This window comes from Nonomuraea jabiensis (assembly GCF_014204795.1).
Lineage (GTDB): Bacteria > Actinomycetota > Actinomycetes > Streptosporangiales > Streptosporangiaceae > Nonomuraea > Nonomuraea jabiensis.
Genome location: NZ_JACHMB010000001.1, coordinates 7,303,298 through 7,324,893 on the forward strand (window position 1 = coordinate 7,303,298; position 21,596 = coordinate 7,324,893).

The window sequence follows — 21,596 nt, forward strand, 5'->3', positions numbered from 1 at the left end:
TCAGGTACGCGTGCGGCGGCGGTGCCGGGCCGGGCGCCCACCCGCGTCCGGCTGCTCGGCCGGCCGGTCGGACGGCCACGCGGTCGGCCACTCGTCCGGCCGCTCGGACGGACGTTGGGCGGGGCCGTGCTGGTGGGCGTGCGGCGCGAAGAAGCTCTCCTGCGCGTCCCGCCGGCCGGGAGGCTCCTGAACGTCTTCCTCCGGGTGGTGGCGGGAGGCGGTCAGGGCCGCCAGCGCCGTGGTGATGGGCACGGCGGCGATGAGCCCCAGCGTGCCGACGATGCTGCGGACGATCTCCTGGGCGATGACCGGCGTCGTCAGCACCTCGCCCAGCGGCTGCCGCCCGATGCTGAACAGCAGCAGCAACGGCAGCGACGCCCCCGCGTACGCCAGGATGATCGTGTTGATCACCGAGGCGATGTGCGCCCGGCCGATGCGGCCGGCCGCCCGGTAGAGGCGGGCGAAGCCGTACGACGGGTTGGCGTGGGCCAGCTCGGCCACCGTGACGGCCTGCGTGACCGTGACGTCGTCGAGCACGCCCAGCGCGCCGATGATGATGCTGGCCAGCAGCAGGCCCTGCGTGTCGATCTTCAGGCTCATGTCCAGCGCCAGCGCGCTGTCGTCGGTGATGCCGTTGAGCCGGGCGAACCCCAGCGCCCCGTACGACAGCAGGCCCGTCAGCGCCAGGCTGGCCAGCGTGCCCAGCACGGCCATCGACGTGGCCAGCGAGAAACCGTGCGTGAGGTAGAGGACCAGCAGCATGATCGCCGAGGCCCCCACGATGGCCACCAGCAGCGGCGGCTCGCCCTCCAGGATGCCGGGGATGACGAACGTCAGCAGCAGCACGAACGTGACCGCCAGCCCCACCAGCGCCGTCACCCCGCGCCAGCGGCCGAAGGCGATGACCGCCAGCGCGAAGGCCGCCCCGAACAGCCACAGCGGCGTCGACCGGTCGTGGTCGGAGATCTGGTGGTGGCCGTCCGCGTCGCGCAGCAGGATCACGTCGTCGCCCGCGGCGAAGTGCTGGGCCCCGGGCCCACTGGGCAGCCGGAGCGTGACGCTCTGGCCGCCCTCGACGCGGACGTCGGCGTTGCCGCAGGTGGCCGGGTCGGGCTGGGGCGCGCCCTCCGGGGCGGCGGGGCACTTCTTGAGGGTGACGCCGGTGATCGTCCCGGTGACCCGCTGCACGCTGGACGGCCCGCCGGACGGGGCGGTGCTCACCTGCCCGTCGGGCCAGAGCCAGAGCAGCCCGGCCAGGGTGATGATCGCCAGCGGCACGAGCACGGCCAGACCGGCCATCACCGTACGCCGGGAGCTGGGGGGATGCGCGTGACCGGCACCCATCGAAGCCCCCTCTGATGTCAATGTCCTCTTCGGCTGACGACAGTACTGCACCCCGGCCCGCTGGGTAGGCGTAAAAGCATGTCATGGCTCGTGGGCACGTCAGGGTGGCAGTACAAGGACTGGCGCGGGGTGCTCTATCCGCAGGACGTCCCGCAGCGGCTCTGGCTGGAGGAGTACGCGGCCGAGTTCCCGACCGTCGAGAGCAACAACGCGTTCTACCGGCTGCCGAGCCCCGAGACGTTCGCGGCCTGGCGGGACCGCACGCCGGACGGCTTCGTGATGGCGGTCAAGGCCAGCAGGTTCCTGACCCACATCAAGCGGCTGGCCGACCCCGAGGAGCCGGTGGAGCGCCTGATGAGCCGCGCCTCGGAGCTGAAGGACAAGCTCGGACCGGTCCTGCTGCAGCTGCCGCCCACGCTGAAGGCCGACGCGGACCGGCTCGACCGGTGCCTGCGCTGCTTCCCGGCGGGCGTCCGGGTGGCCGTGGAGCCGCGGCACGAGTCGTGGTGGACGGAGGACATCCGCGAGCTCCTGAGCGCGCACGGGGCCGCGCTGTGCTGGGCCGACCGGTTGGGCAAGCCGCAGAGCCCGCTCTGGCGCACCGCGGACTGGGGTTACGTGCGCATGCACGAGGGGCCGTCACGCTGGTCGTACGGCGACACCGCGCTGAAGACGTGGGCCAGGCGCCTGCGCGAGGCGGGCTGGCAGGACGTGTACGTCTACTTCAACAACGATCCCGGGGGAGCGGCTGTGCGTAACGCGAGACGATTTGCCAGACTCGGCTAGTGCACACACGTCTGTACAGGAACGGCGCCCTCGAAAAGGAAGGCTTCCCGGTCGAGGAGGTCTCCGACTATGTGGGAGATCCGGACAACACGGTCTGGTTCGACCTGTGCTGCCCCTCGTCCGCCGACCTCGGCGTGGTCGGTGAGGAGCTGGGACTGCACGAGCTGGCGGTCGAGGACGTGCTGTCCGACCATCAGCGGCCGAAGGTCGATATATACGACAACCACTTGTTCATCACCGTTTACGGGGTGCACTTCGACGAAGGGCAGCTCGACCCCGTCGAGGTGAACGTCTTCGTCACCAGGAACGCCCTGGTCACCGTCCGCGAGAACGACCACTTCGACATCCGCGAGGTCGTCAAGCGCTGGGACGCCAACACCCGGCTGGCCGGCCACGGCGTGGCGTTCCTGCTGCACGGGCTGCTCGACTACGTGGTCGACAGCCAGTTCGACCTGGTGCAGGACCTCGACACGCAGGCCGAGGCGCTGGAGGAGTCGCTGTTCGACGAGGACGGCCCCCATGACGGCCGGGCGCTGCAGCGCAGGATGTACGAGCTGCGCAAGAACACCGCCCGGCTGCGCAAGATCTCGATGCCGATGCGCGAGGTGGTCGGCACCCTCCTCCACCGCGACCAGGACTTCATCGCCGAGCCCGCCATGGCCCCCTACTACGAGGACGTCAACGACCACGTGCTGCGCGTGGCGGAATGGGTGGAGACCATCCGCGACATGCTCGCCAACGTCCGCGAGACCCGCCTCGCCCAGCAGGGCTTCCGGCTGAACGAGATCATGAAACGGCTCACCAGCTGGGCCGCGATCATCGCCGTGCCCACCGCGATCACCGGCTACTACGGGCAGAACGTCCCCTACCCGGGCTCGGGGCAGCCGTGGGGATTCTGGATGTCCACGGCGCTGGTGGCCGGCATGTCGGTGCTGCTGTACGTGGTGTTCAAGAAGAAGGACTGGCTGTGAGCGCCTTCGGGGCCCAGCGCAGCGCGGCCAGGTCGTAGGGCGGGCGGCAGGGCCCGCTCCGCGCGTCCGGGCGCTCCTCCACCGCCAGCCGCACCCGCGCGGCGCCGTCCGCCGGGAACAGGGGCAGGCAGCGGCCGCCCGAGATGAGGGTCCGGCGGCCGATCGACGTGGTGAGCAGCGACAGCTCCTCGTACGTGGCCGGCACGGCCAGGCGCAGCACCCAGGTGCCCTCCGGGGTCCGCACCCGCGTCCCGTCGAGCGCGTAGTACTCCAGGACGCTCTCGTTGGTCGAGACGACCGCCCGCATGGTGAACCGGCGGCCCTCCACGGTGAACACCTCCGCGGAGGGCGCCCGGTAGATCGAGTGCACGTACCCGATCGAGAAGGTGCCCCCGACGACGGGCAGGCCGTTCACGGTGAGGCGGCCGGCGCTCCCGCCGGAGCAGAGCGCCGCCGCCACAGTGAGCACCGCCGCGAGCGCCGCGAGCAGCCTCGTCAGGCCTTTTCCTTGTAGTAGCGGGCCGCGCCGGGGTGCAGCTCGACCGGCGCCACCTGCTGGCCCAGCATGACGTCGAGCTTCCTGGCCTCCGGATGCACGGCCGCCAGCTCGGCCTTCTTCTCGAACAGGGTCTTGGTGATGTCGTAGGCGAGCTGCTCGCTCATCTTGTCGGGCACCAGCAGCACGTTCGCGATGCCGACGGTCTTGATCGAGCCGGACAGCTTGTAGAGGGACAGGTCCACGTCGAGGCCGACGTACTGCTGGCCGTACGTCGACTGCATGGTCGTCAGCACGTCGCTCGTGTCGAGCACCTTCACGTCCGGCTTGCTCGTGGCCAGATCGGTGATGCCGGCCGTGGGCAGGCCGCCGACCCAGAAGAACGCGTCGATCGTGCCGTCCTTGACGGCCTGCACCGACTCGTTGATCGACAGCTGCTGCTTGGTGATGTCGTTGTCCGGGTTGATCCCGGCGGCCTGCAGGACCCGCCTGGCCACGACCTGGGTGCCGGAGTTGGCCGGGCCGAGCGAGACGCGCTTGCCCTTCAGGTCGGCCACCTTGGCGGCCCGCACGCCGGGCGCGACCACGAGCTGGGTGTAGTTGTCGTAGATGCGGGCGATGGCCTTGATGGGCTGCTTCGAGGTGAAGGTGTCCTTGCCGTTGACCGCGTCGGCCGCCGTGTCGGACTGGGAGAAGCCGATGTCGGCCTTGCCGGAGGCGAGCAGCTTGATGTTCTCGACGGAGGCCGAGGTGACCGACGCCGTGGCCTGCGTGTTGGGGATGTTGGCCGACAGCAGCTTGGCCAGGCCGCCGCCGTACACGTAATAGACGCCCGTCGTGCCGCCCGTGGCGATCGACAGCCGGTTGCCGGAGCCGCCCGCGCCACCTCCGCCGCAGCCCGCCGCGGTCAGGACGGCGACGGCCACTATCGCAAAGATCCGCTTCACGCTGGGTCCCTTCTCCTGCTTCTGACGAGGTGCACGGCAACGGCCACGGCCAGGACGGCCAGGCCGGCGACGATGGGAACGGGTTCGAGGAAGAGCAGCAGCACCGCGGCGATCGCGGCGAGCACGCGTTCGGGCCAGCCGCTCATGCCGCCGGTCGCCAGCGCGAGGGCCGCCACGGCGACGGCCGAGACGGCCGTCATCAGCAGCACGGTGCCGATCGGCCCCTGCCCGAGCAGCGCCTGCCCGTTGGGCGTCAGCACGAAGGCGAACGGCACCAGGAACGCCGGCAGCGTGTAACGCCAGGTCATCATCATCGTCTTGTACGTGTTGCCGCCGGTGATCGCCGCCGCCGCCACCGCGGACAGCGCCGTGGGCGGGCTCACCTCCGACAGCACCGCGTAGTAGAAGACGAACATGTATGCCTCGGCCTGCGTCACCCCGAGCGTCGTGAGCGCCGGGCCGATGATCACCGCGGCGATGATGAAGCTCGCGGTCACCGGCACGGCCAGGCCCAGCAGCATGACCGCGATGCCGGACATGAGCGTGGTCAGCACGAGGTTGCCCGCGGCGAAGTCCACGATGATCGCGCTGAGGTTGAGGCCGAGGCCGGTCTGCGTGATGACGCCGACGATGATGCCCGCCGCCGCGCACACCGCGGTCACCGGCAGCACCTCCAGCGTGCCCTTGGCCAGCGCCTGCCCGGTGCGCTTGAGGCCCATGCGGTGCTGCGGGTCGAGGAACGACAGCGCGAACGCGATGGCGGTGGCGATCACCACGGACTGGAACGCCGAGCGGTCCAGCGCCATCAGCACGATGATGAGGATGAGCGAGCTGAAGTGGTAGCCGAAGCGCAGCAGCAGCTTGCCCGCCTTGGGCGCGTCCACCTGCACGGCGTGGGTGCTGAAGCGGCGCGAGTCGATCTCGATGGCCAGGAAGATGCCCAGGTAGTACAGGAGCGTGGGGATCGTCGCGTACAGGAGCACCTCGAGGTAGCTGACCCTCAGATACTCGGCGATGATGAACGCCGCCGCGCCCAGCGTGGGCGGCGACAGGATGGCGCCGATGCCGCCGGCCGCGAGGATGCCGCCCGCCGGCTCCTTCGGGTAGCCGGCCCGCCGCAGCACCGGCCAGGCGACGCTGCCCAGGCTGACCGTGGTGGCCACGCCGGAGCCCGACACGGTGCCGAGCAGGAAGCCGGCCGTGGTGACGGTACGGCCGGGGGCGGCGCGGGACTTGCGGAAGGCGGCGAAGCTCAGGTCGATGAAGAACTTGCTCGCGCCCGAATAGTCGAGCACGGCGCCGTAGATCGTGAAAAGGATGATGTAACTGGCGGCCACTTGCATGGGGACGCCGAAGAAGCCCTCGGTGCCGGTGTAGAGCTGGGACACGATCTGGCCGAGGTCGAAGCCGCGGTGCCCGATAGTCCAGTCAATCGGCAAATATGCGCCGTAATAGGCATAAATCAGGAAAACTATGCAGATGATGGTCAGGGACCAGCCGACGGTGCGCCGTACCGCCTCCAGGAGCAGCACGGTCAGCGCCAGGCCCGCCACGACGTCGAGGTCCGTCAGCGCGGCGCCGGAGCCCCGATCGCGGAACCCGTCGATGTCGAGCAGCGGATAGACCAGCACGGCCAGCGAGGCGGCGGCGAGCAGCCAGTCGGCCACGGACGGCCGCTCGGAGCGCCGGGTCCCCTCCGGGTGCGCCACGGCCCTCGACACGCCCGCCAGCGGGTCGTCCTCCGCCGGTGTCTCGGGGGGCGGGCTCTCGGCAGCCTTGCCGCGCCCGAACAGCCGCGGCAGGAACGCGGGCCAGCCCGACCGGTAGCAGAGGAAGACCAGCGGCAGCGCCACCGCCAGGAACGTCATCCGGTGTTCCAGGGCCTCCACCGGCCGGAACACCACCACCAGCGAATAAACCGACAGCAGCCCGCCGACGATCCACACGCCGAGTCGCAGGGGCCCGCCGAGTTGCCGCGCCGGGCGTTCCTGTTCGTGCGCGGAGACCAGTTCGGCCTCACGGTCGCTCAGCTCGGTCAAGACACATCCTCCCCCGACACGGCGTTGCAGCGGACTTTACGAGTCGCTCACGCGCGGAGGGAAGAGGCCGTTATCCATTCGATCTCCAAGCCCGGAACAAAGATCGCCGATCCCCTCGCCGTGCCCCGGTCCCGGCGCCCGGAGAGTGTCCAGAGGCTCATGAAAAAAAGTTTCAAGAAGACCTCAAGGTTTGGCAAATGATATAAAGGCTCGGTGGCCGAGATCACCCTTGACGTCCGCCAGCTCCAGGCGTTCGCCGAGGTCGGCTACCAGGTCGCGGGCAGCGGCGGAGCCCACGCGGCGATGGCGGCGCTGCGCCGGGTGGTCCCGGTGGACGCCTACGAGTTCGTCGCGTTCGACCCGGCCACGGGGCGGCACCACAGCGTCGTGTCCGACGGCCACCGGCGCATCGACCACGACGCGGCCGAGGAATACGCGGGGCTGGAGGCGTGCCGCAGGGCCATCGCCACCCGCGCGCCGGTGATCATGCCGGAGCCGGGCACCGAGCGTTACTTCCGGCGCCACCTGGCCCCCTACGGCTGGCGGGCGGGGCTGACGACGCCGCTGTTCCTGGCCGAGGGCCGCTACACGGGGCTGCTCCACCTGGCCACCAAGGACTCCTTCCCCCGGCTCACGGGCGCGCTGGTCGTCGCGATCAGCCCGATGCTCGCCCACGTCACCGACCTGACCAGGTGCGTCATCGACCCGGTCGGGCTGCCGCCGGACTTCCGGGCGGTCGCCTTCGACCGGGTGGGGACGCGGCGCGAGGTGCCGGGCCACGAGACGTCGGCCGTGCTGCGCGAGGATCCGGCGATGGCCGCGTTCGCCCGGGCGTTCATCGACTCGCGGGAGCTGAGCAGGCACGGGCTCTGGCTCGACCGCAAGGGGCGATGGCACGAGCTGCGGCTGCTCAGGGCCGGGGTCGGGTTCCAGGGTGCGCTCCAGGGCGCGGTGGTGGCCGAGCGGCCGTGCCCGCTGCCGTACGACCTGACCGGGCGCGAGGTGGACGTGCTCACCCGGGTGGCGGCCGGCGACTCCAACCCGCAGATCGCCGCCGCGCTGGTGCTCAGCGTCCGCACGGTGACGACCCATCTGGAGCACATCTTCGCCAAGCTCGGCTGCGACAGCCGTACCCGCCTGACCACCAAGGCCCTCGCCGAGGGCCTGTGCCGCCTCGACGCCTGACTAGACGGCCACCCCGGCCGACAGGTGGGACCACAGGAGCTCGAACCAGACCGTCGTCGTGCCGTCCTCGCGGGTGAAGCCCCAGCGGTGGCTGAGCGCCTCGATCAGCGGCAGGCCGCGCCCGCTGGTGGACTGCGCGCTCGTACGGCACACGCACGGCGGCCCGTCCGACCCGGCGTCCGACACGAGGACCCGCACCGCCGTCTCCGAGCTGCTCACGGTGCTGCTCACGGTCACCGTGAACGACCCGCCCGCCCCGGACCTGGTGTGCAGGATCGCGTTCGTGGCCAGCTCGCTGGTGAGCAGGGCCGCGTCGTCGTACAGGGGGTGGTCGCGGCCGAGCGCGGCCGTCACGAGCCCCCGGGCCCTGGCCACCTGCGACGGCACGCCCGGGAGCCGGGCCACGAGATCACGGGAGTCGCCCCCGTCGACGCTGTGAAAGTCCGGCGGTGCCACGGCGACCTCCCCCAAATCCGGTGACGTCATGAGACGCGCCGGCAGGGGGCCGGAGATTACCGCGAAAAGGTAGGAATGACCTTGCCCGAGGTCGGCTGCGCGACCGCGGACGCCGACCGAGTACGCTGCGATCGACGAGTCGTCTAGGCCAATAGGGGAGAGCGTGGGAGGTCGCGTGAGCAGCCTGGAGGCCGTCTGGGTGCAACCGTACGACCAGGTGGGGGCGGCGGTCGTGACCGGCGTCTTCGACATCCTGCACGTCGGCCACGTGCGCTACCTGGGCGCGGTCGCCGACCGCGGCCTGCCGCTGGTCGTCGGCGTGGAGGACGATCCGCGGGTGCGGGCCTGGAAGGGGCCGAGCCGCCCGCTCAACCCGGCGGAGGAGCGGGCCGAGGTACTGGCCGCGCTCCGCTTCGTGACCGGCGTCTTCATCGTGACGGGGCCGCCCGAGGCGCACGGGCCGGAGGACTACATCGACCTCCTGGCCCCGATGCGGCCGGGGGCGCTCGCGCACACGGCCGGCGACCCGCACGCGGGCGCCCGCGCGGCGGCGGCGGCGATCCTGGGGGCCGAGTGCTGGGAGATGGCCTCCATCCCCGGCCGCTCGACGACCCGGATCGTGAACGCGGCCGGCAAGGGCTGACAGCCGGGCCCTTCGCGCTCCCTCCGAGGGGCCGCGCCTGCGGCAGTGATGATCGCGTACGCTTTCGTGGCATGACGGCCGACCTGGTGGCGAAGCGCGTGACGAACCTGCTGGCACCCCAAGTGCTGGTGATCGCCATGCCGCCCGTCGTCGGCCTGCTCGCCCAGGGATGGGGCGGCGCGGCATGGGGCCTGGTGGCCTCGGCGATCTGCGGCGGCGTGCCGGCGGCGGTGATCGCGGCCGGCGTGCGGGCGGGCCGCCTCGACTCCCACCACATCGTGGATCGCGCCCGCCGCACCGGCCCCCTGCTCGCCGCCGTGGCGGCCGTGCTGGCCGCGCTGGCGCTGCTGGTCGTGATGGGCGCGCCGACGCTGCTCGTCGCCACCGTGACCGCGATGCTGGTCGCGCTGGCCGTCACCGTGCCGGTGACGCTGCGCTGGAAGATCTCCTTCCACGCCGCCGTCTCGGCGGGCACGGTCGTCGTGTTCGCCCACGTCCTGCCCGCCTGGCCGGCCGCGATCGCCGGAGCCGCCGTGGTCGCGCTGGTGTGCTGGGCACGCGTACGGCTCAGGCACCACACCTGGCCCCAGGTCGTCGCCGGAGCGCTGGTCGGCACGGCGGCGACGTGGGCGACCCTGGCGGCGTTCGGCCTGGGCTGAACCCCGTCGCGCCGGGCCGGAATAGCGGCGCCGCGTCCCGGGTTGCCGCTGACATGGATGTCACGAACCGCGGCCGGGTACGCGTCGAGCCCACGGCCAAGCGTGTGAGGACCTATCTCGGCGGCCGGGTGGTGGCCGACTCCACCTCCGCCCTCCTGGTGTGGGAGGTCCCGTACTACCCCACCTACTACTTCCCGGTGGCCGACGTGGACGAGTCCGCGCTCAAGGCCACCGGCGCGACCAAGCACTCCCCGAGCCGGGGAGACGGCCTGGTCCACACCGTCACCTCGGGCACGGCGGAGGCGGCCGACGCCGCGCTCGTCTATCCCGACTCGCCGCTGGAGCAGATCCGCGGCCACGTGCGCTTCGAGTGGGACGCCATGGACGCCTGGTTCGAGGAGGACGAGGAGGTCTACTTCCACCCGCGTGACCCGTACACGCGGGTGGACATCCTGCCGAGCTCGCGCCACGTGCGGGTCGAGGTGGACGGCGTGACCGTGGCCGACTCCCGCAGCCCGCGCATCCTCTTCGAGACGGGCCTGCCCGCCCGCTACTACCTGCCGAAGACGGACGTACGGCTCGACCTGCTGGAGCACACCGACACCGCCACCCACTGCCCCTACAAGGGCACGGCGGAATACTGGACGGTCAACGGCCAGAAGGACCTGGCCTGGTCCTACCGCACGCCGCTGCCGGAGAGCGAGAAGGTCGCCGGGCTGATCGCGTTCTACAACGAGAAGCTCGACATCTACGTGGACGGCGAGCTCCAGGAGCGCCCGAAGTCGAAGTTCTCCTGATCCGCCGCGCTCAGGCGGAGGGGGTCCAGCGCGGGTCGCGGCCGAGGTAGCGCAGGAGCGCCGCCACGTCGTCGTCGCCCGGCTCCGCGTCCAGCGCCGGGGCGTACGCGCCCCAGGCGCGCAGCGGCTCGACGATCTCCATGGCGACCTTCAGCAGGGGCCGGGCCAGCTCCGGCGTGAGCGGCGAGGGCTGGCCGGTCGCGACCGCGATGTCCCAGGCGTGCACGGCGGCGTCCAGCGCGCACGCCGTCGAGCCGGACCACGGCGACATCTTGTGCGGCGGCACCGGCGTCGGCACCTCCGTGGCGTCCCGGTCGACGCCGGCCCACGCCCGGGCCGAGCGGGCCAGCGCGTCCTCGGTGAAGGCCGACGGGTCCGCCTCCGGCTCGCCCGACGGCTCGAACGGGTTGAACGTGGGGCCGGGCTCGCCGGTCAGCGCGGACGCGAACCCGATCTGGTCGCCGACCGCGTGCTGGAGGACCTGGGTGACGTCCCAGGCCGCGCAGGGCGTCGGCAGGTGCCAGGCCCCGGCCGGCACGGCGCCGACGACCCGGCGCAGCGCCTCGTGCGAGCCGTCGAGGATGTCCCAGCCGCTGACAGTGGTGTCGCTCATGGGTGAGCCCCCTTTCGTGGTGCTTTCAGCATAGCAGAACGGAATAGTTTGTTCCACTAGTTGGGAGCCTCGGCCGCAAGTCCGTGGAGCAGCATGTCCAGGGCCTGCTCGAAGTCCGCCGGCGGGTCCACGCCCTCCCGGGTGCTCCGCAGCAGCCTGCTGAAATGCGGCAGGCGGGCCGGATCCATCTCGCGTACGTACGCGCTGACCCCCTGCTCGCCCGCGTGCACGCCCGGGTCGCCGGTGAACCCGCCCGTGGACAGCACCAGCGACCCGAACACCAGGCTGTTGACGGCGGTCAGTGCCCGCCACGCGCCCAGGTCGTCGAACCCCGCCTGGAACAGCGCCCCCACCAGCGCGTCGAGCGGCTCCAGCGCCCGTACGGAGGTCGGGTTGGACTGGTCGGTGACCAGCGCGAGCGGCACCGCCGGATGGCGGCTGAACACCCGGTACATGCTCAGCGCCACCGCGCGCACCTGCTCCTGCCACGGCAGCGCCGGGTCCGGCCGCTCGACCTGCTCGAACACCCGCTCGGCCACGCCGTCGAGGATGTCGGCCTTGTTGGAGACGTGGTTGTAGAGGGACATCGCCTCGACGCCGAGCGCCTTGGCCAGCCGTCGCATGGTCAGGCCCTCCAGGCCCTCCTGGTCGGCCAGTTCCAGGGCCGCGTCCAGGACCCTCTCCCTGTTCAGCGGCTCCCGTCGTGCCATTCGGTGCTCCTTTCCCCGATTGACAAAGCTTACGGTGTATGTGTTCTACTTACTACGTAAGCTTACTGCGTAAGTAAGGGAGCGGAGATGACCGACGTGATCATCGTCGGCGGCGGGCCCGTGGGGCTGCTGCTGGCGTGCGAGCTCAAGCTGGGCGGGGCCGACCCGCTGGTCCTGGAGGCGGCCACGGGCGAGGAGCGCCGGACGCGCAGCCTCGGCCTGCGCTCGCTCAACGCGCGCACGGTGCAGTCGCTGGCCCTGCGCGGCCTGGTCGAGCCGGTGGCGGGGGAGCAGTGGGCGATGCTCGACGAGCTGGCCGCGCGCCGCGAGCCCGCGGGGGCCGACCTGGTCGCCATGATGGTGGAGCTGCTCCAGGAGGGGCGGATCAGGGGCCACTTCAGCGGGCTGCCGCTGCTGGGCGAGGCCGGCGACGCCGAATACCTCATGCTCAAGCAGGACCGGCTGGAGGCCGTCCTGGCCGAGCGGGCCGCCGGGATGGGGGTGCGGATCCGGCAGGGGTGCGCGGTGAGCGACGTCGCGCAGGACGGGTCCGCCGCCGTCGCCACGCTCGCCGACGGGCGGACGGTGCGGGCCGCGTACCTCGTGGGGTGCGACGGCGGGCGGAGCCTGGTGCGCAAGCGGTCGGGGTTCGCGTTCGAGGGGACGCCGGCGACCATGACGGGGCGGACCGCCGTGGCCGAACTCGCCTCCGCCGAGGCCGTGACGTCGTCCCTGCGCCACCCCGGCGGGCTGGTGAACCTGTCGCTGGTGCCGGGGGAGATCGCCACCGTCGAGTTCGACGGCGGGCCTGACGACCGGGACGCGCCGATGACGGCCGGGGAGCTGGAGGACAGCCTGCGGCGCGTGACGGGGCACGACGTGGTGGTCAAGCGGCTGGAGACCGGCATCCGCTACAGCGACAACACCCGGCACGCGGACACGTACCGCAAGGGGCGGGTGCTGCTGGCGGGGGACGCGGCGCACGTGCACTCGCCCATCGGCGGCCAGGGGCTCAACCTGGGACTGCAGGACGCGGTCAACCTCGGCTGGAAGCTGGCCCTGGTGGCCCGGGGGCTCGCGCCCGAGGCGCTGCTGGACACCTACACCGCCGAGCGGCACCCGGTGGCGGCCCGGGTGCTGCGCAACACCCGGGCCCAGGTGGCGCTGATGCGGCCCGGGCCGCAGGTGGAGGCGTTGCGGGAGGTGCTGGCGGAGGTGATCGAGCTGCCGGACGCCAGGCGGCACTTCACGGGGATGGCCGACGGGACGGAGGTGGACTACGCGCCCGGCTCGGCGCACCCCCTCGTCGGCCGCTTCGCACCCCGCCTGGAGACGCTCCCCGAGCCGGCTCACGCGAAGGCCCGGACGCTCCCCGAGCTGCTGCGGGACGGACGCGGCCTCGTGCTGGCCCTATCCGGAACGCCCGGCGAGGGCGGGCTCGACGCCGCCGTGGCGGGTCACCGCGACCGCGTGCGGGTGGCGCACGCGGACCACGCCACCCTGACCGACGGGCCCGGCGATGGAGACGCGGAGGTGCTGCTGGTGCGGCCCGACGGCTACGTCGCCTGGGCGGGCGGGCGCGACGGGGTCGCCGCCGCGCTCACCACGTGGTTCGGACCGCCCAGGAGTTAGACGAGGAGACGGGTGAGGACCCGGGTGCCGAATTCGAGCCCGTCCACCGGCACCCGCTCGTCCTTGCCGTGGAACATCCCGAAGTAGTCCAGGTCCGGCCGGAGCATGAGGGGCGCGAAGCCGTAGCCCTTGATGCCGATCCTGGCGAAGGACTTCGCGTCCGTGCCGCCGGCCATCACGTACGGCACCGGCCGGGCGAGCGGGTCCTCGGCCACCAGCGCGCCCGCCAGCGTGTCGAACAACGCCGACGGGTACGGCGCGTCGGGCGCGTCCTCCAGGTTGACGAACTCGCGGGTGATCTTCGGCCCGAGCAGCGCGTCGACCGTCTCCAGGAACTCCTCCTGCGTCCCCGGCATGTAACGCCCGTCCACGTGCGCCTCGGCGGTCGAGGGCACCACGTTCACCTTGTAGCCGGCGTCGAGCATCGTCGGGTTCGCCGAGTTACGGATCTGGCTCTTGAACAGGCCGCCCAGCGGCCCGAGCCGGGCGGCCTCCTCGTCGAGGCGGTCGAGGTCGATCGGCCGGCCGATGATCTCCGACAGGCTCTGGATGAGGGCGGCCACCGGCGGCGTCAGGCGTACGGGCCACTGGTGGGAGGCCACCCGCGACAGGGCGTGCACCAGCGTGGCGACCGGGTTGTCCACCGGCGGGCGCGAGCCGTGCCCGGCCACGCCGTGCGCGGTGAGCTTCATCCAGGCGGTGCCGCGCTCGCCGACGGCGATCGGGTACACCCGGTGCCCGCCGGAGGCCACGCTGAAGCCGCCGGACTCGCTGATCGCCTCCGTGACGCCGTCGAACAGCTCCCGGTGCTCGGTGACGGCGTGCCGCGAGCCGTAGTCGCCGGTCGCCTCCTCGTCGGCCAGGAACGCCAGCACCAGGTCACGCTTCGGGCGCACGCCGCGGGCGGCCAGGTCGAGCACGGTCGCGAGGGTCATCGAGCACGAGCCCTTCATGTCGACCGCGCCGCGCCCGTAGACGCAGCCGTCCACGATCTCCCCCGAGAACGGGTGCATCCGCCACTCGGCCGGGTCGGCGGGCACCACGTCCAGGTGGCCGTGGATCAGCAGGGCGTCAGGGGAGTCGCCGTCGATCCTGGCCACGACGGTGGTCCGCCTCGGAGCCGACTCGAACACGACCGGCTCGATCCCCGCGTCGGCCAGCAGCGTGGCGACGTATTCGGCCGCCGGCCGCTCACCGGAGCCCGGGTTGGTGGTGTCGAACCTGATCAGATCCGAGCAGATCTCGGCGACGCTCTTCACGCTCTCCCCTTCAGTGTCAACGGCGGCACCTCGGGAGTCTCCATGCCGAAGATCAGCCCGTAGAAGGCCAGCTCGGCCTCCAGTGCCGAGACGATAGTCTCCTCCCTGCGCCAGCCGTGCTGCTCGCCGGGGTAGGTGAGCAAGGCCCACTCTTTGCCATGTTTGTCCAGTTCGGCGGTGAACCGCTCGGCCTGGCTCACGTCCACGATCGCGTCCTCCAGGCCGTGCAGCATGAGGCACGGGCCCGAGGCGCGGTAGGCGTTCAGGAGCGGTGAGCGCTCGGTGTAGCGGTCGCGGGTCTCGGGCAGCGGGCCCACCAGTCCGTCCAGGTAGCGGGACTCGAAGTCGTGCGTCTCGGCCGCCCAGCTCTCCGGGTCGGTGATCGCGTAGTGCGCGACCCCGCCCGCGAACACGTCGCTGTGCACGAGCGCCGCCACCGTCGTCCAGCCTCCGGCGCTGCCGCCGCGGATGGCGATCTTCGCGGCGTCGGCGCGGCCCATCTCGACCAGGCCACGCGCCACCTTGGCACAGTCCTGCACGTCCACCACGCCCCACTGGTGGCGCAGCCGCTCGCGGTAGGCGCGGCCGTACCCCGTGGATCCGCCGTAGTTGACCACGGCCACGCCGAGCCCTCTGCTGGTGAAGTACGCGATCTCCAGGTCGAGCACGACCGGGTGGTTGCCGGTCGGGCCGCCGTGCACGAAGATCACGTACGGGTCCGGCCCGCTCCGGTCGCCGGACGGCGGGTAGAGGTGGGCGTGCACGCCCTCGACGGTCACGGCCTCGGGCGTGGGCAGCAGCTTGCGGTCCGGCAGCGGCTTGCGCGGCGAGACGACCTCGTGGGTGCCGTCCGCGAGGTCGACGAGGGTGACCTCCAGCGGCGTGTACGGGGTCGCGCCCACGGCCGCCACCTTGCCGCCCGCCACCGACACGGTCGAGGACCAGTAGGTGGCCGTGCCGCCGATGTCCCTGATGTCGCCGGTCTCCGGGTTCAGCACGCCCAGGTGGCGCAGGTCCGGGGTGCCGTACACGACCGCCAGCTCGCCCGTGTCCGTGACGGCCAGGTACGTCATGCCCGGCTTCCACGCGGCGGCGCCGAACTCCTGCTCGATCGGGGTGAGGTTCGTGGCGGGGGAGCCGTCGAGGGGGACGAGGTGGACGTTCCACCAGCCGGAGGGGTCGGTCACGGCGTACAGGCTGCCGCCGTCGCGCCACTCGGCCTGGGCCACCGACTCCTCGGGGCCGCCGGCGACCACCCGGTACGCGCCGGCCGTGCCGTCCTCGCGCAGCGGGGCCACGCACAGCTCGGTGCCGTCCCAGGGCATGTTCGGGTGGTCCCAGCCGATCCAGGCGACGTGGCGGCCGTCGGGGGACAGGCGGGGGTTCATCAGGAAGTGCTGGGCCTTGACGATCACCGTGACCGGGCCGCCGTCCAGGGGCACCGCCACCAGGTCCCGTACGCCGTCCGTCTCCCGGACCGCCCACACCTCGTCGCGGCCGGGCGGGAGGTAGAGGTCCGCGTAGCGGTACGGGCCCTCGGGGGTGATCGCCACCGGCTCCGCCCCCTCGACGCGGTAGAGGCGCTGGTCGGCCCAGTTCGTGAAGACCAGGCCGCCGCCCGGGAGCGGACGCCAGGAGCGGCCGCCGTACTCGATCACCCGGTTGCGCGCGTTCCAGCCCGGCGGCAGGGCGTCCACGCGGTTGCCGTCGGGGAGGCGGCGCACCACGCAGCGGCGCCCGCCCTCGGCCGGGCGTGGCTCGTCCCACCAGACCTCGACGCCGGAGGGCGTGGCCACCGCCTCCACCCACTGCGGGCCGCCGTCGGTACGGGCCACGTCGATCGGTCGAATGCTCATCAAGTCACCAATTGCCATTCGTACATGGGGGAAGTGGATGGTCAGGCGGGTGAAGGACGTACGCGATGCCCCCGCTGCCCGAGCTCCTGAGCCATACGTTCTCGAACGCTGCCCGCGGATAGACCCTTCGAACTGAGGCCTCGTCGGGAGCCGCGGGATCGTTGACGACGACGTCGCCCTCGGCGGTGAAGCCGGTGACCACCAGGATGTGCCCGCTGGTGGAGTAGCAGGAGCCGGGCAGTTCGGCCGCCTTGAACGACTGCGACGTGATCACCGGGACCCCCGCCCGTACGAACGCCTCCAGCTCCACCGCCGACCGCAGCCGCGTCACGAACCCGGCCAGGCCGTAGCGGCCCGCGTAGGCCACGTTGAACGGCCAGTTGCCGGTGCCCTGGTAGCTCTCGTCGTACGTGCCCATGGCCGCGTGGTCCACGGACGGGGCCGGATCGCCGTCCCCCACCCAGGCCAGCTCGGCCGGCCCGGGGCCGCGGCCCCAGTAGCCCAGCACCATGGCCACCGAGGTCGGGCCGCACCAGTTGGCGCCCCCGCCGTCCCACCGCGGGTGGTGCCCGGCGTGCGCGTGCTGGGAGTACGCGGGCACCGCCAGCTCCACCGCCCCCGCTCCGCCGTAGGGGCTCGGCGCGACCGGGCGGCGCGGCACGGCCGAGGCCATCACGCCCAGCCCGGTCACCCGCGCGTCACCGCCGTGCGCCGCGATCCGCACCTGGTAGGCCACCACCGGCTGCCGGGCCACGAAGGTGTCCACCGCCACGTCCCCGTCCTCGTCGCCCTGGCCGGGCACCGAGGTGCGGGGGGCGCCGTGCTCCGACCAGCGGCCCATGACGTACCACTTGGTGAGATCGCCCCGCGCGGTCCTGGCCCGGAGCGCCACCTCGATCCACGAGCCCGGCGGGGTGCGCGCGGTCCACGAGGGGATGAGCTGGGTCGCCGCGAACCCGATCGGCTGCTCCGCGCTCACCCACGACGAACCCGTGGGTACCGGCAGGCGGGCGAAGGCGATGCGGGTCAGGTCGACGGTGAGCACCAGCCATATTGTGGTTTCGCACCCTGTGTCGCACATCGGATGGTTTACGTACCGGCCCCTTTTGTGTCGGTGGTGATCTCTATGGTTCGGGGCATGACTCAGGCGGTACAGGCATATTCCTACGCGGGCCCCTCCACCCTCACCGACGGCAGGCTCGGCCTGTCGACCTCCGGTGGCACGGCGTTATCGGGGCCGCAGACGCACCCGCGCTTCTTCAGCGGGCTGCTCACGCACGCGGCTCCGGCCGCGGCCGGGCTGCTGGCGGTGGCGGACGTCGCGCTCGCCCGCTACCACCAGCCCAGGCCGGGCTGGACCCGCGACCCGGTGGTGACGTGCGACGGCGGGCGGCTGCGGTTCGAGTCGTTCTCGGCGTGCGGCGGCGTCTACGCCCGGCTCGACGTGCTGGAGCTCGACGGCGACGTGCTCGACCGGGGCACCACCAACGTCGACGTCAACGGCCCGCTGCGCGAGTCCCTGGCCAGGGTGGGCGGCAGAGACCCGCTCCACCTGGGCGTCGGCCCCGACGAGCTGACGGTCACCACCCTCGACGGCGCGGTCGTGGAGAAGAAGGTGCCGCTGCCGTCGCGGTGGCTGCGCGGATTCGCGGAGGTGCAGGTGATCGCGTCCGGCTGGGACCTGCGGGCCGAGCTGGCCGGGCCGCACGCCGTGCGCTTCCTGCGCTCCCTGCCGAAGGGCGCCCGCTCCACCGTCTGGGCCGTCCCCTCGGGCCGTGACCTGCGCGTGGCCTCAGGGCCTGCGCGCGGCCCGAAAGTCGGCGCGGTCTGCCTGTCGGGCACCGGGCGGGTGGCCACGCTGCTGCCGCTGCTCAGGTTCGCCAAGGCGCTGCGCGTGTACGGGCCCGCCGACGGCTCCTCCACGGCCAGCGGGTGGGAGCTGGAGCTGCCCGGCATGCGTTACACGCTGGCCGTCTCGCCCGAGCCGTGGCGCGGGTTCTCCGGCGAGGGGGCGGTGCTGTCCGACCTGTCCACCGACGAGGCCGCCGGCGACGCCGACGTGGTGGGCATGCTGCTCAACTTCGAGCCCACGGTCGAGCTGGGGCTGCTCGCCGACCGTTCCGGGCTGCCGATCGACCGCGTACGCGCCGCGCTCACCCAGCTCGGCACGGCCGGGCGCGTCGGCTACGACCTGCACGAGGCGGCCCACTTCCACCGCGAGCTCCCCTACGACAAGGAGCAGGTGGCCCAGCTCAACCCCCGGCTGACGGCCGCCCGCGCGCTGGTGGACTCCGGCGCCGTACGGCTGCTCGGGGAGACGGCCGAGGTGACGACCGGCGGCGGGGTGCGGCGGGTGCGGATCGCCGAGGGCGAGTGCACGTGCCCGTGGTGGTTCGACCACCGGGGCTCGCGCGGGCCGTGCAAGCACGTACTGGCCGCCAGGATCGCCGCCCGCGTGGCCGTAGAGGTAGCTCCGTGACCGCATGGGAGACGGTGGTGGCGGCCATCGACACCGGAGACCCGCAGCGGGTCGCCGAACGCGTCCTCGCCCTCGGCGAGCGCGAGCGCCGCGAGGTGGCCGCCCTGCTCCCCGCCCACATCGCCGTCGCCGAGGAGCGCGCCCAGGCCCGTGACCTGGAACGCTTCGCCAGGAGGGAGCGCGAGAACGAGGCCGCCTGGCGCGAGCACGTGCGCCGGGCCGAGCGCGCCGGCCGCACCGTCCACGAGTACGAGCGCTGGGAGTGGGGCGCCCCCTGGAACGCGCTCCCGCCGATCGAGCGCGAGGACAACTGGGCCGACTCCCTGCGGGTCGCGGGCGCGGCCACCATCGGCGGCGCGGCGGCCGTCGTGGCCTGGCTCAACCGCCGCGAGTTCCAGGACCGCGGAATGATGAGCGGCGCCACCACCGAGATCCTCGAACGCGTCCTGTCCACCCGCCCGGCCGCCTGGCAGGAGGACTTCGCCACCCGCGCCGCGCTCCGGCTGCGCCCGGCCCCCCGCCGGCGCCGCCGCTCGGACGAGCTGGACACGCTCACCCTGGCCATGCTGCGCCGCACCGGCGTGGTCCCGCCCGCGCACGACCCCCTCGTCGTGGCCTGGGTGCGCCGGCCGCCCCTCCGCGAGGACCCGCTGCTCGACCACCTCCTGCCCCGGCTCTTCGAGGCGGAGGGCGTGGGCGCGGTGCTGCGGGGCGAGCCCGCGCAGCCGCCGGCGCGCGGCACCTGGCTGGCCGCGCTGACGAAACTGGCCGGTCAGGGCCGCCGCGACCTGCTGCTCGACGGGTGCATACGGCGGTTCCTGCGCGGTGGCGATGCCGCCGACCTGCGCTTCTTCGTCCGCCTGCACGAGCTGCTCCAGCCGACCCCGGACGAGGTGAGCAAGCACGCCGCCGACTACCTGCGGCTGCTGCCCGCCGCGCCGGGACCCGTCGCGGAGGCGGCGCTGTGCCACCTGCGCGGGCTGGACCACCTGGACCAGGCCGAGGTGTCGGAGGCGCTGCGGGCGCTGCTGTTCCGGCCGGAGCGCAAGCTGGTGACGGCCGGGCTGACCTGGCTCGACTCCGTCGCCCGCGCCTGGCCGGGCGACCTCGACGAGCTGGCGCCCGCGCTGGGGTACGCGTTCGCCTGCGAGTCCGCCGACGTGCAGGGGCGGGCGGTGCGGATCGCGGTCAAGCACGCCAAGCGGTTCACGCCGGTGGGCGCGCAGGCCCTGCGGGACTCCTTCGGGCTGCTGCCGCACCAGCTCGGGGAGACCCTCGTGGCGGTGTTCGGCGGGGAGGCCGCCGAGGCGCCGCCGGAGCCCTTCACGCCCGTGCCGCTGCCCGCGCCGCGCTTCGCCGACGCGTTCCCCGGGCCGGTGACCGCGCCCGTGGAGCTTGGACCGTGCGGGGGCGGATGGGAGTCCGCGGAGCTGTGGCTGGCGGGCGTCGTACGGCTGCACCACGACGACCGGGACGGGCTGGTGGCGAGGCTGTCGGAGTGGCGGCTGGACACCCGCTCGCACGAACGGCCGTGGCTGGACGTCTGGCAATGGTGCGAGGAGATCGCCCGGCTGATCCTGACCGGTGCCTCCCCGGCTGACGGGCTGCCCCGGGGCGGCGCGGTGTCGGCGCCGCACCTGTTCCTGCTGCGGCGGTGGGCCGAGGTCCACGCGGCGCTCCGGGACGGCGCCCTCCCGCCGTACCTGCTGGCCGAGCCCACCGAGGGCACCGGGCACGTGGACGCCGGGGAGCTCGTGGCGCGGCTGGCGGGCTACGAGCGGCGCGGCGTCGAGGCCCTGCCCGCGGACCTGCAGCAGGCGCTGCTGCGGCTGCCGCGCGAGGTGGCGCCCGAGGTGGTGGCGCGGGCGCGGCGGCTCACCTCGCAGGCGGGGCGGGCGGCGGCCCGGTGGATGGACGGCGGATGCCCCGAGCCGGTCACGGAGGTCGGCTGGCTCGCCTCCGGGCGGCTGGACCCCGGCGGCGAATACCGCGACGACCGGGCGCCGGCCGGCTCCCGGACCCCCGATCTGGCGCCCAGGATCCGGGTGGCGCCAACGGGGCTGCCGCTGGTCGACGAGCTGCTCACCGAGCCCGGCTGGCGGCGGCGGGAAGGGCAGGGCGGGCTGCTGGCGTGGTGGCCGTACGTGATGCCGTCCCACCGGGAGGTCGTCGCCCTGCACTTCGTTCCGTACCTGCTGTACGGATGGCCGGTGCAGGGCGCGGGGCCGCCCGAGGCGTACGCCCTCGCGCTGGCCGGCGGGCCGTGGGGCGAGGGGATGGCGCTCGTGCTGGCGTTCTTCCTGGCCGACCCGTCCTGGTCGAAGCTGCCCGTGGTGCGGGCGCGCCTGCTCGTTGACCTGGCGGCGCGCGGCGACGAGGACGCCGAAGGGATCGGCCGGCAGCTCGGGCTGCTGCTGCGCAGGACGTGGTTCAAGCCCGGCCCGGTCTTCGAGACCCTGGAGAGCGCCGCCGAGCAAGGCGCTCAGTGGGAGGTGTGGCGGATCATGACCGGGTTCCTGCCGGTGTTCCTGCCGGGGCCGGAGGAACGGCCGCAGACCCGGCACACGCAGGCGCTCACGTTCGCGCTGCGGGCCGCCCGGTGGGCCGGGGCCCGGGGGCCGGTGCCCTGCGTGGCGGAGATCGCCGAGCGGCGGGCGTCGAACAACTTCGTCCGCGAGGCCCGCCGCCTGCACACCTACCTGACGTGACCGCCACGTGACCGCC

General features: G+C 72.9%; 19 protein-coding genes. 9 read left to right on the forward strand and 10 right to left on the reverse strand.

What is annotated here, in order from left to right:
- Window positions 1–1,344, reverse strand: coding sequence for a YibE/F family protein (locus HD596_RS33430; RefSeq protein WP_185073214.1), 1,344 nt, complete (start codon window positions 1,342–1,344; stop codon window positions 1–3).
- A gap of 78 nt (window positions 1,345–1,422) precedes the next feature.
- Here HD596_RS33430 and HD596_RS33435 point away from each other — a divergent pair, with 78 nt between their 5' ends.
- Both HD596_RS33435 and HD596_RS33440 read left to right on the forward strand, forming a co-directional pair.
- The gene (locus HD596_RS33435; protein ID WP_185073215.1) at window positions 1,423–2,130 is read left to right on the forward strand and encodes a DUF72 domain-containing protein; all 708 of its coding nucleotides are present in this window, start codon (window positions 1,423–1,425) and stop codon (window positions 2,128–2,130) included.
- On the forward strand, window positions 2,130–3,101 hold the full coding sequence (locus tag HD596_RS33440) for a magnesium transporter CorA family protein (RefSeq protein WP_313045409.1): 972 nt from the start codon (window positions 2,130–2,132) through the stop codon (window positions 3,099–3,101). Before HD596_RS33435 ends, HD596_RS33440 begins: the two co-directional genes overlap by 1 nt.
- Here HD596_RS33440 and HD596_RS33445 read toward each other — a convergent pair.
- From HD596_RS33445 to HD596_RS33455, 3 genes are read right to left on the reverse strand one after another with little or no spacing between them, the layout of a single operon-like run.
- Window positions 3,079–3,570 carry a DUF1850 domain-containing protein gene (locus HD596_RS33445; RefSeq protein ID WP_185073216.1) on the reverse strand — a complete coding sequence of 164 codons (492 nt, stop codon included), beginning with the start codon at window positions 3,568–3,570 and terminating at the stop codon, window positions 3,079–3,081. The genes HD596_RS33440 and HD596_RS33445 overlap by 23 nt on opposite strands.
- Before the next feature lie 26 nt (window positions 3,571–3,596).
- On the reverse strand, window positions 3,597–4,544 hold the full coding sequence (locus tag HD596_RS33450; RefSeq protein WP_185073217.1) for a TAXI family TRAP transporter solute-binding subunit: 948 nt from the start codon (window positions 4,542–4,544) through the stop codon (window positions 3,597–3,599).
- Complete coding sequence (locus HD596_RS33455; protein WP_221519628.1) at window positions 4,541–6,583, reverse strand: TRAP transporter permease; 2,043 nt, start codon at window positions 6,581–6,583, stop codon at window positions 4,541–4,543. Before HD596_RS33455 ends, HD596_RS33450 begins: the two co-directional genes overlap by 4 nt.
- A gap of 213 nt (window positions 6,584–6,796) precedes the next feature.
- Between HD596_RS33455 and HD596_RS65040 the strand changes: the two genes are divergently transcribed.
- Window positions 6,797–7,768, forward strand: coding sequence for a helix-turn-helix transcriptional regulator (locus HD596_RS65040; protein ID WP_185073218.1), 972 nt, complete (start codon window positions 6,797–6,799; stop codon window positions 7,766–7,768).
- On the opposite strand, the gene HD596_RS33465 is transcribed toward HD596_RS65040, so the two are convergent.
- Entirely contained in the window at window positions 7,769–8,224 is a 456-nt protein-coding gene (locus HD596_RS33465) for an ATP-binding protein (protein ID WP_313045413.1), read from the reverse strand.
- Between the two features lie 175 nt (window positions 8,225–8,399).
- On the opposite strand from HD596_RS33465, the gene HD596_RS33470 reads away from it, so the two are divergent.
- From HD596_RS33470 to HD596_RS33480, 3 genes are all read left to right on the forward strand, one after another.
- Entirely contained in the window at window positions 8,400–8,867 is a 468-nt protein-coding gene (locus HD596_RS33470; protein WP_185073220.1) for an adenylyltransferase/cytidyltransferase family protein, read from the forward strand.
- Between the two features lie 71 nt (window positions 8,868–8,938).
- Window positions 8,939–9,526, forward strand: a complete 588-nt coding sequence (locus HD596_RS33475) for a hypothetical protein (protein ID WP_185073221.1) — start codon at window positions 8,939–8,941, stop codon at window positions 9,524–9,526.
- Window positions 9,527–9,579: 53 nt separating this feature from the next.
- Window positions 9,580–10,323 carry a DUF427 domain-containing protein gene (locus tag HD596_RS33480; RefSeq protein ID WP_185073222.1) on the forward strand — a complete coding sequence of 248 codons (744 nt, stop codon included), beginning with the start codon at window positions 9,580–9,582 and terminating at the stop codon, window positions 10,321–10,323.
- Between the two features lie 10 nt (window positions 10,324–10,333).
- On the opposite strand, the gene HD596_RS33485 is transcribed toward HD596_RS33480, so the two are convergent.
- Both HD596_RS33485 and HD596_RS33490 read right to left on the reverse strand, forming a co-directional pair.
- The gene (locus tag HD596_RS33485) at window positions 10,334–10,936 is read right to left on the reverse strand and encodes a TIGR03086 family metal-binding protein (protein ID WP_185073223.1); all 603 of its coding nucleotides are present in this window, start codon (window positions 10,934–10,936) and stop codon (window positions 10,334–10,336) included.
- A 56-nt stretch (window positions 10,937–10,992) separates the two neighbouring features.
- A complete protein-coding gene (locus tag HD596_RS33490) occupies window positions 10,993–11,646 on the reverse strand; it encodes a TetR/AcrR family transcriptional regulator (RefSeq protein WP_185073224.1) in 654 nt (217 codons plus the stop codon).
- 87 nt (window positions 11,647–11,733) lie between these two features.
- Here HD596_RS33490 and HD596_RS33495 point away from each other — a divergent pair, with 87 nt between their 5' ends.
- A complete protein-coding gene (locus HD596_RS33495; protein WP_185073225.1) occupies window positions 11,734–13,278 on the forward strand; it encodes an FAD-dependent monooxygenase in 1,545 nt (514 codons plus the stop codon).
- Here the strand turns inward: HD596_RS33495 and HD596_RS33500 are convergent.
- Genes HD596_RS33500 through HD596_RS33510 form a run of 3 tightly spaced genes read right to left on the reverse strand, consistent with a single transcriptional unit; the run spans window position 13,275 to window position 17,438 of the window.
- The gene (locus HD596_RS33500; RefSeq protein WP_185073226.1) at window positions 13,275–14,537 is read right to left on the reverse strand and encodes a M20/M25/M40 family metallo-hydrolase; all 1,263 of its coding nucleotides are present in this window, start codon (window positions 14,535–14,537) and stop codon (window positions 13,275–13,277) included. The genes HD596_RS33495 and HD596_RS33500 overlap by 4 nt on opposite strands.
- Window positions 14,534–16,393: a dipeptidyl-peptidase 5 gene (locus HD596_RS33505; RefSeq protein WP_185073227.1), complete on the reverse strand. Its 1,860-nt coding sequence runs from the start codon at window positions 16,391–16,393 to the stop codon at window positions 14,534–14,536. The genes HD596_RS33500 and HD596_RS33505 overlap by 4 nt, the downstream gene beginning before the upstream one ends.
- 4 nt (window positions 16,394–16,397) lie before the next feature.
- Entirely contained in the window at window positions 16,398–17,438 is a 1,041-nt protein-coding gene (locus HD596_RS33510) for a C39 family peptidase (RefSeq protein WP_313045418.1), read from the reverse strand.
- A gap of 93 nt (window positions 17,439–17,531) precedes the next feature.
- On the opposite strand from HD596_RS33510, the gene HD596_RS33515 reads away from it, so the two are divergent.
- Window positions 17,532–18,872 carry an SWIM zinc finger family protein gene (locus HD596_RS33515; RefSeq protein ID WP_185073228.1) on the forward strand — a complete coding sequence of 447 codons (1,341 nt, stop codon included), beginning with the start codon at window positions 17,532–17,534 and terminating at the stop codon, window positions 18,870–18,872.
- Window positions 18,869–21,580: a DUF6493 family protein gene (locus HD596_RS33520; RefSeq protein ID WP_185073229.1), complete on the forward strand. Its 2,712-nt coding sequence runs from the start codon at window positions 18,869–18,871 to the stop codon at window positions 21,578–21,580. The genes HD596_RS33515 and HD596_RS33520 overlap by 4 nt, the downstream gene beginning before the upstream one ends.
- Window positions 21,581–21,596: the final 16 nt, after the last annotated feature.

What these genes read in the sequence shown, in the direction of transcription:
- HD596_RS33430 (WP_185073214.1), bottom strand. Translation starts at nt 1,344, where the DNA reads ATGGGTGCCGGTCACGCGCATCCCCCCAGCTCCCGGCGTACGGTGATG.
- HD596_RS33435 (WP_185073215.1), top strand. Translation starts at nt 1,423, where the DNA reads ATGTCATGGCTCGTGGGCACGTCAGGGTGGCAGTACAAGGACTGGCGC.
- HD596_RS33475 (WP_185073221.1), top strand. Translation starts at nt 8,939, where the DNA reads ATGACGGCCGACCTGGTGGCGAAGCGCGTGACGAACCTGCTGGCACCC.
- HD596_RS33480 (WP_185073222.1), top strand. Translation starts at nt 9,580, where the DNA reads ATGGATGTCACGAACCGCGGCCGGGTACGCGTCGAGCCCACGGCCAAG.
- HD596_RS33485 (WP_185073223.1), bottom strand. Translation starts at nt 10,936, where the DNA reads ATGAGCGACACCACTGTCAGCGGCTGGGACATCCTCGACGGCTCGCAC.
- HD596_RS33490 (WP_185073224.1), bottom strand. Translation starts at nt 11,646, where the DNA reads ATGGCACGACGGGAGCCGCTGAACAGGGAGAGGGTCCTGGACGCGGCC.
- HD596_RS33495 (WP_185073225.1), top strand. Translation starts at nt 11,734, where the DNA reads ATGACCGACGTGATCATCGTCGGCGGCGGGCCCGTGGGGCTGCTGCTG.
- HD596_RS33505 (WP_185073227.1), bottom strand. Translation starts at nt 16,393, where the DNA reads ATGAGCATTCGACCGATCGACGTGGCCCGTACCGACGGCGGCCCGCAG.
- HD596_RS33515 (WP_185073228.1), top strand. Translation starts at nt 17,532, where the DNA reads ATGACTCAGGCGGTACAGGCATATTCCTACGCGGGCCCCTCCACCCTC.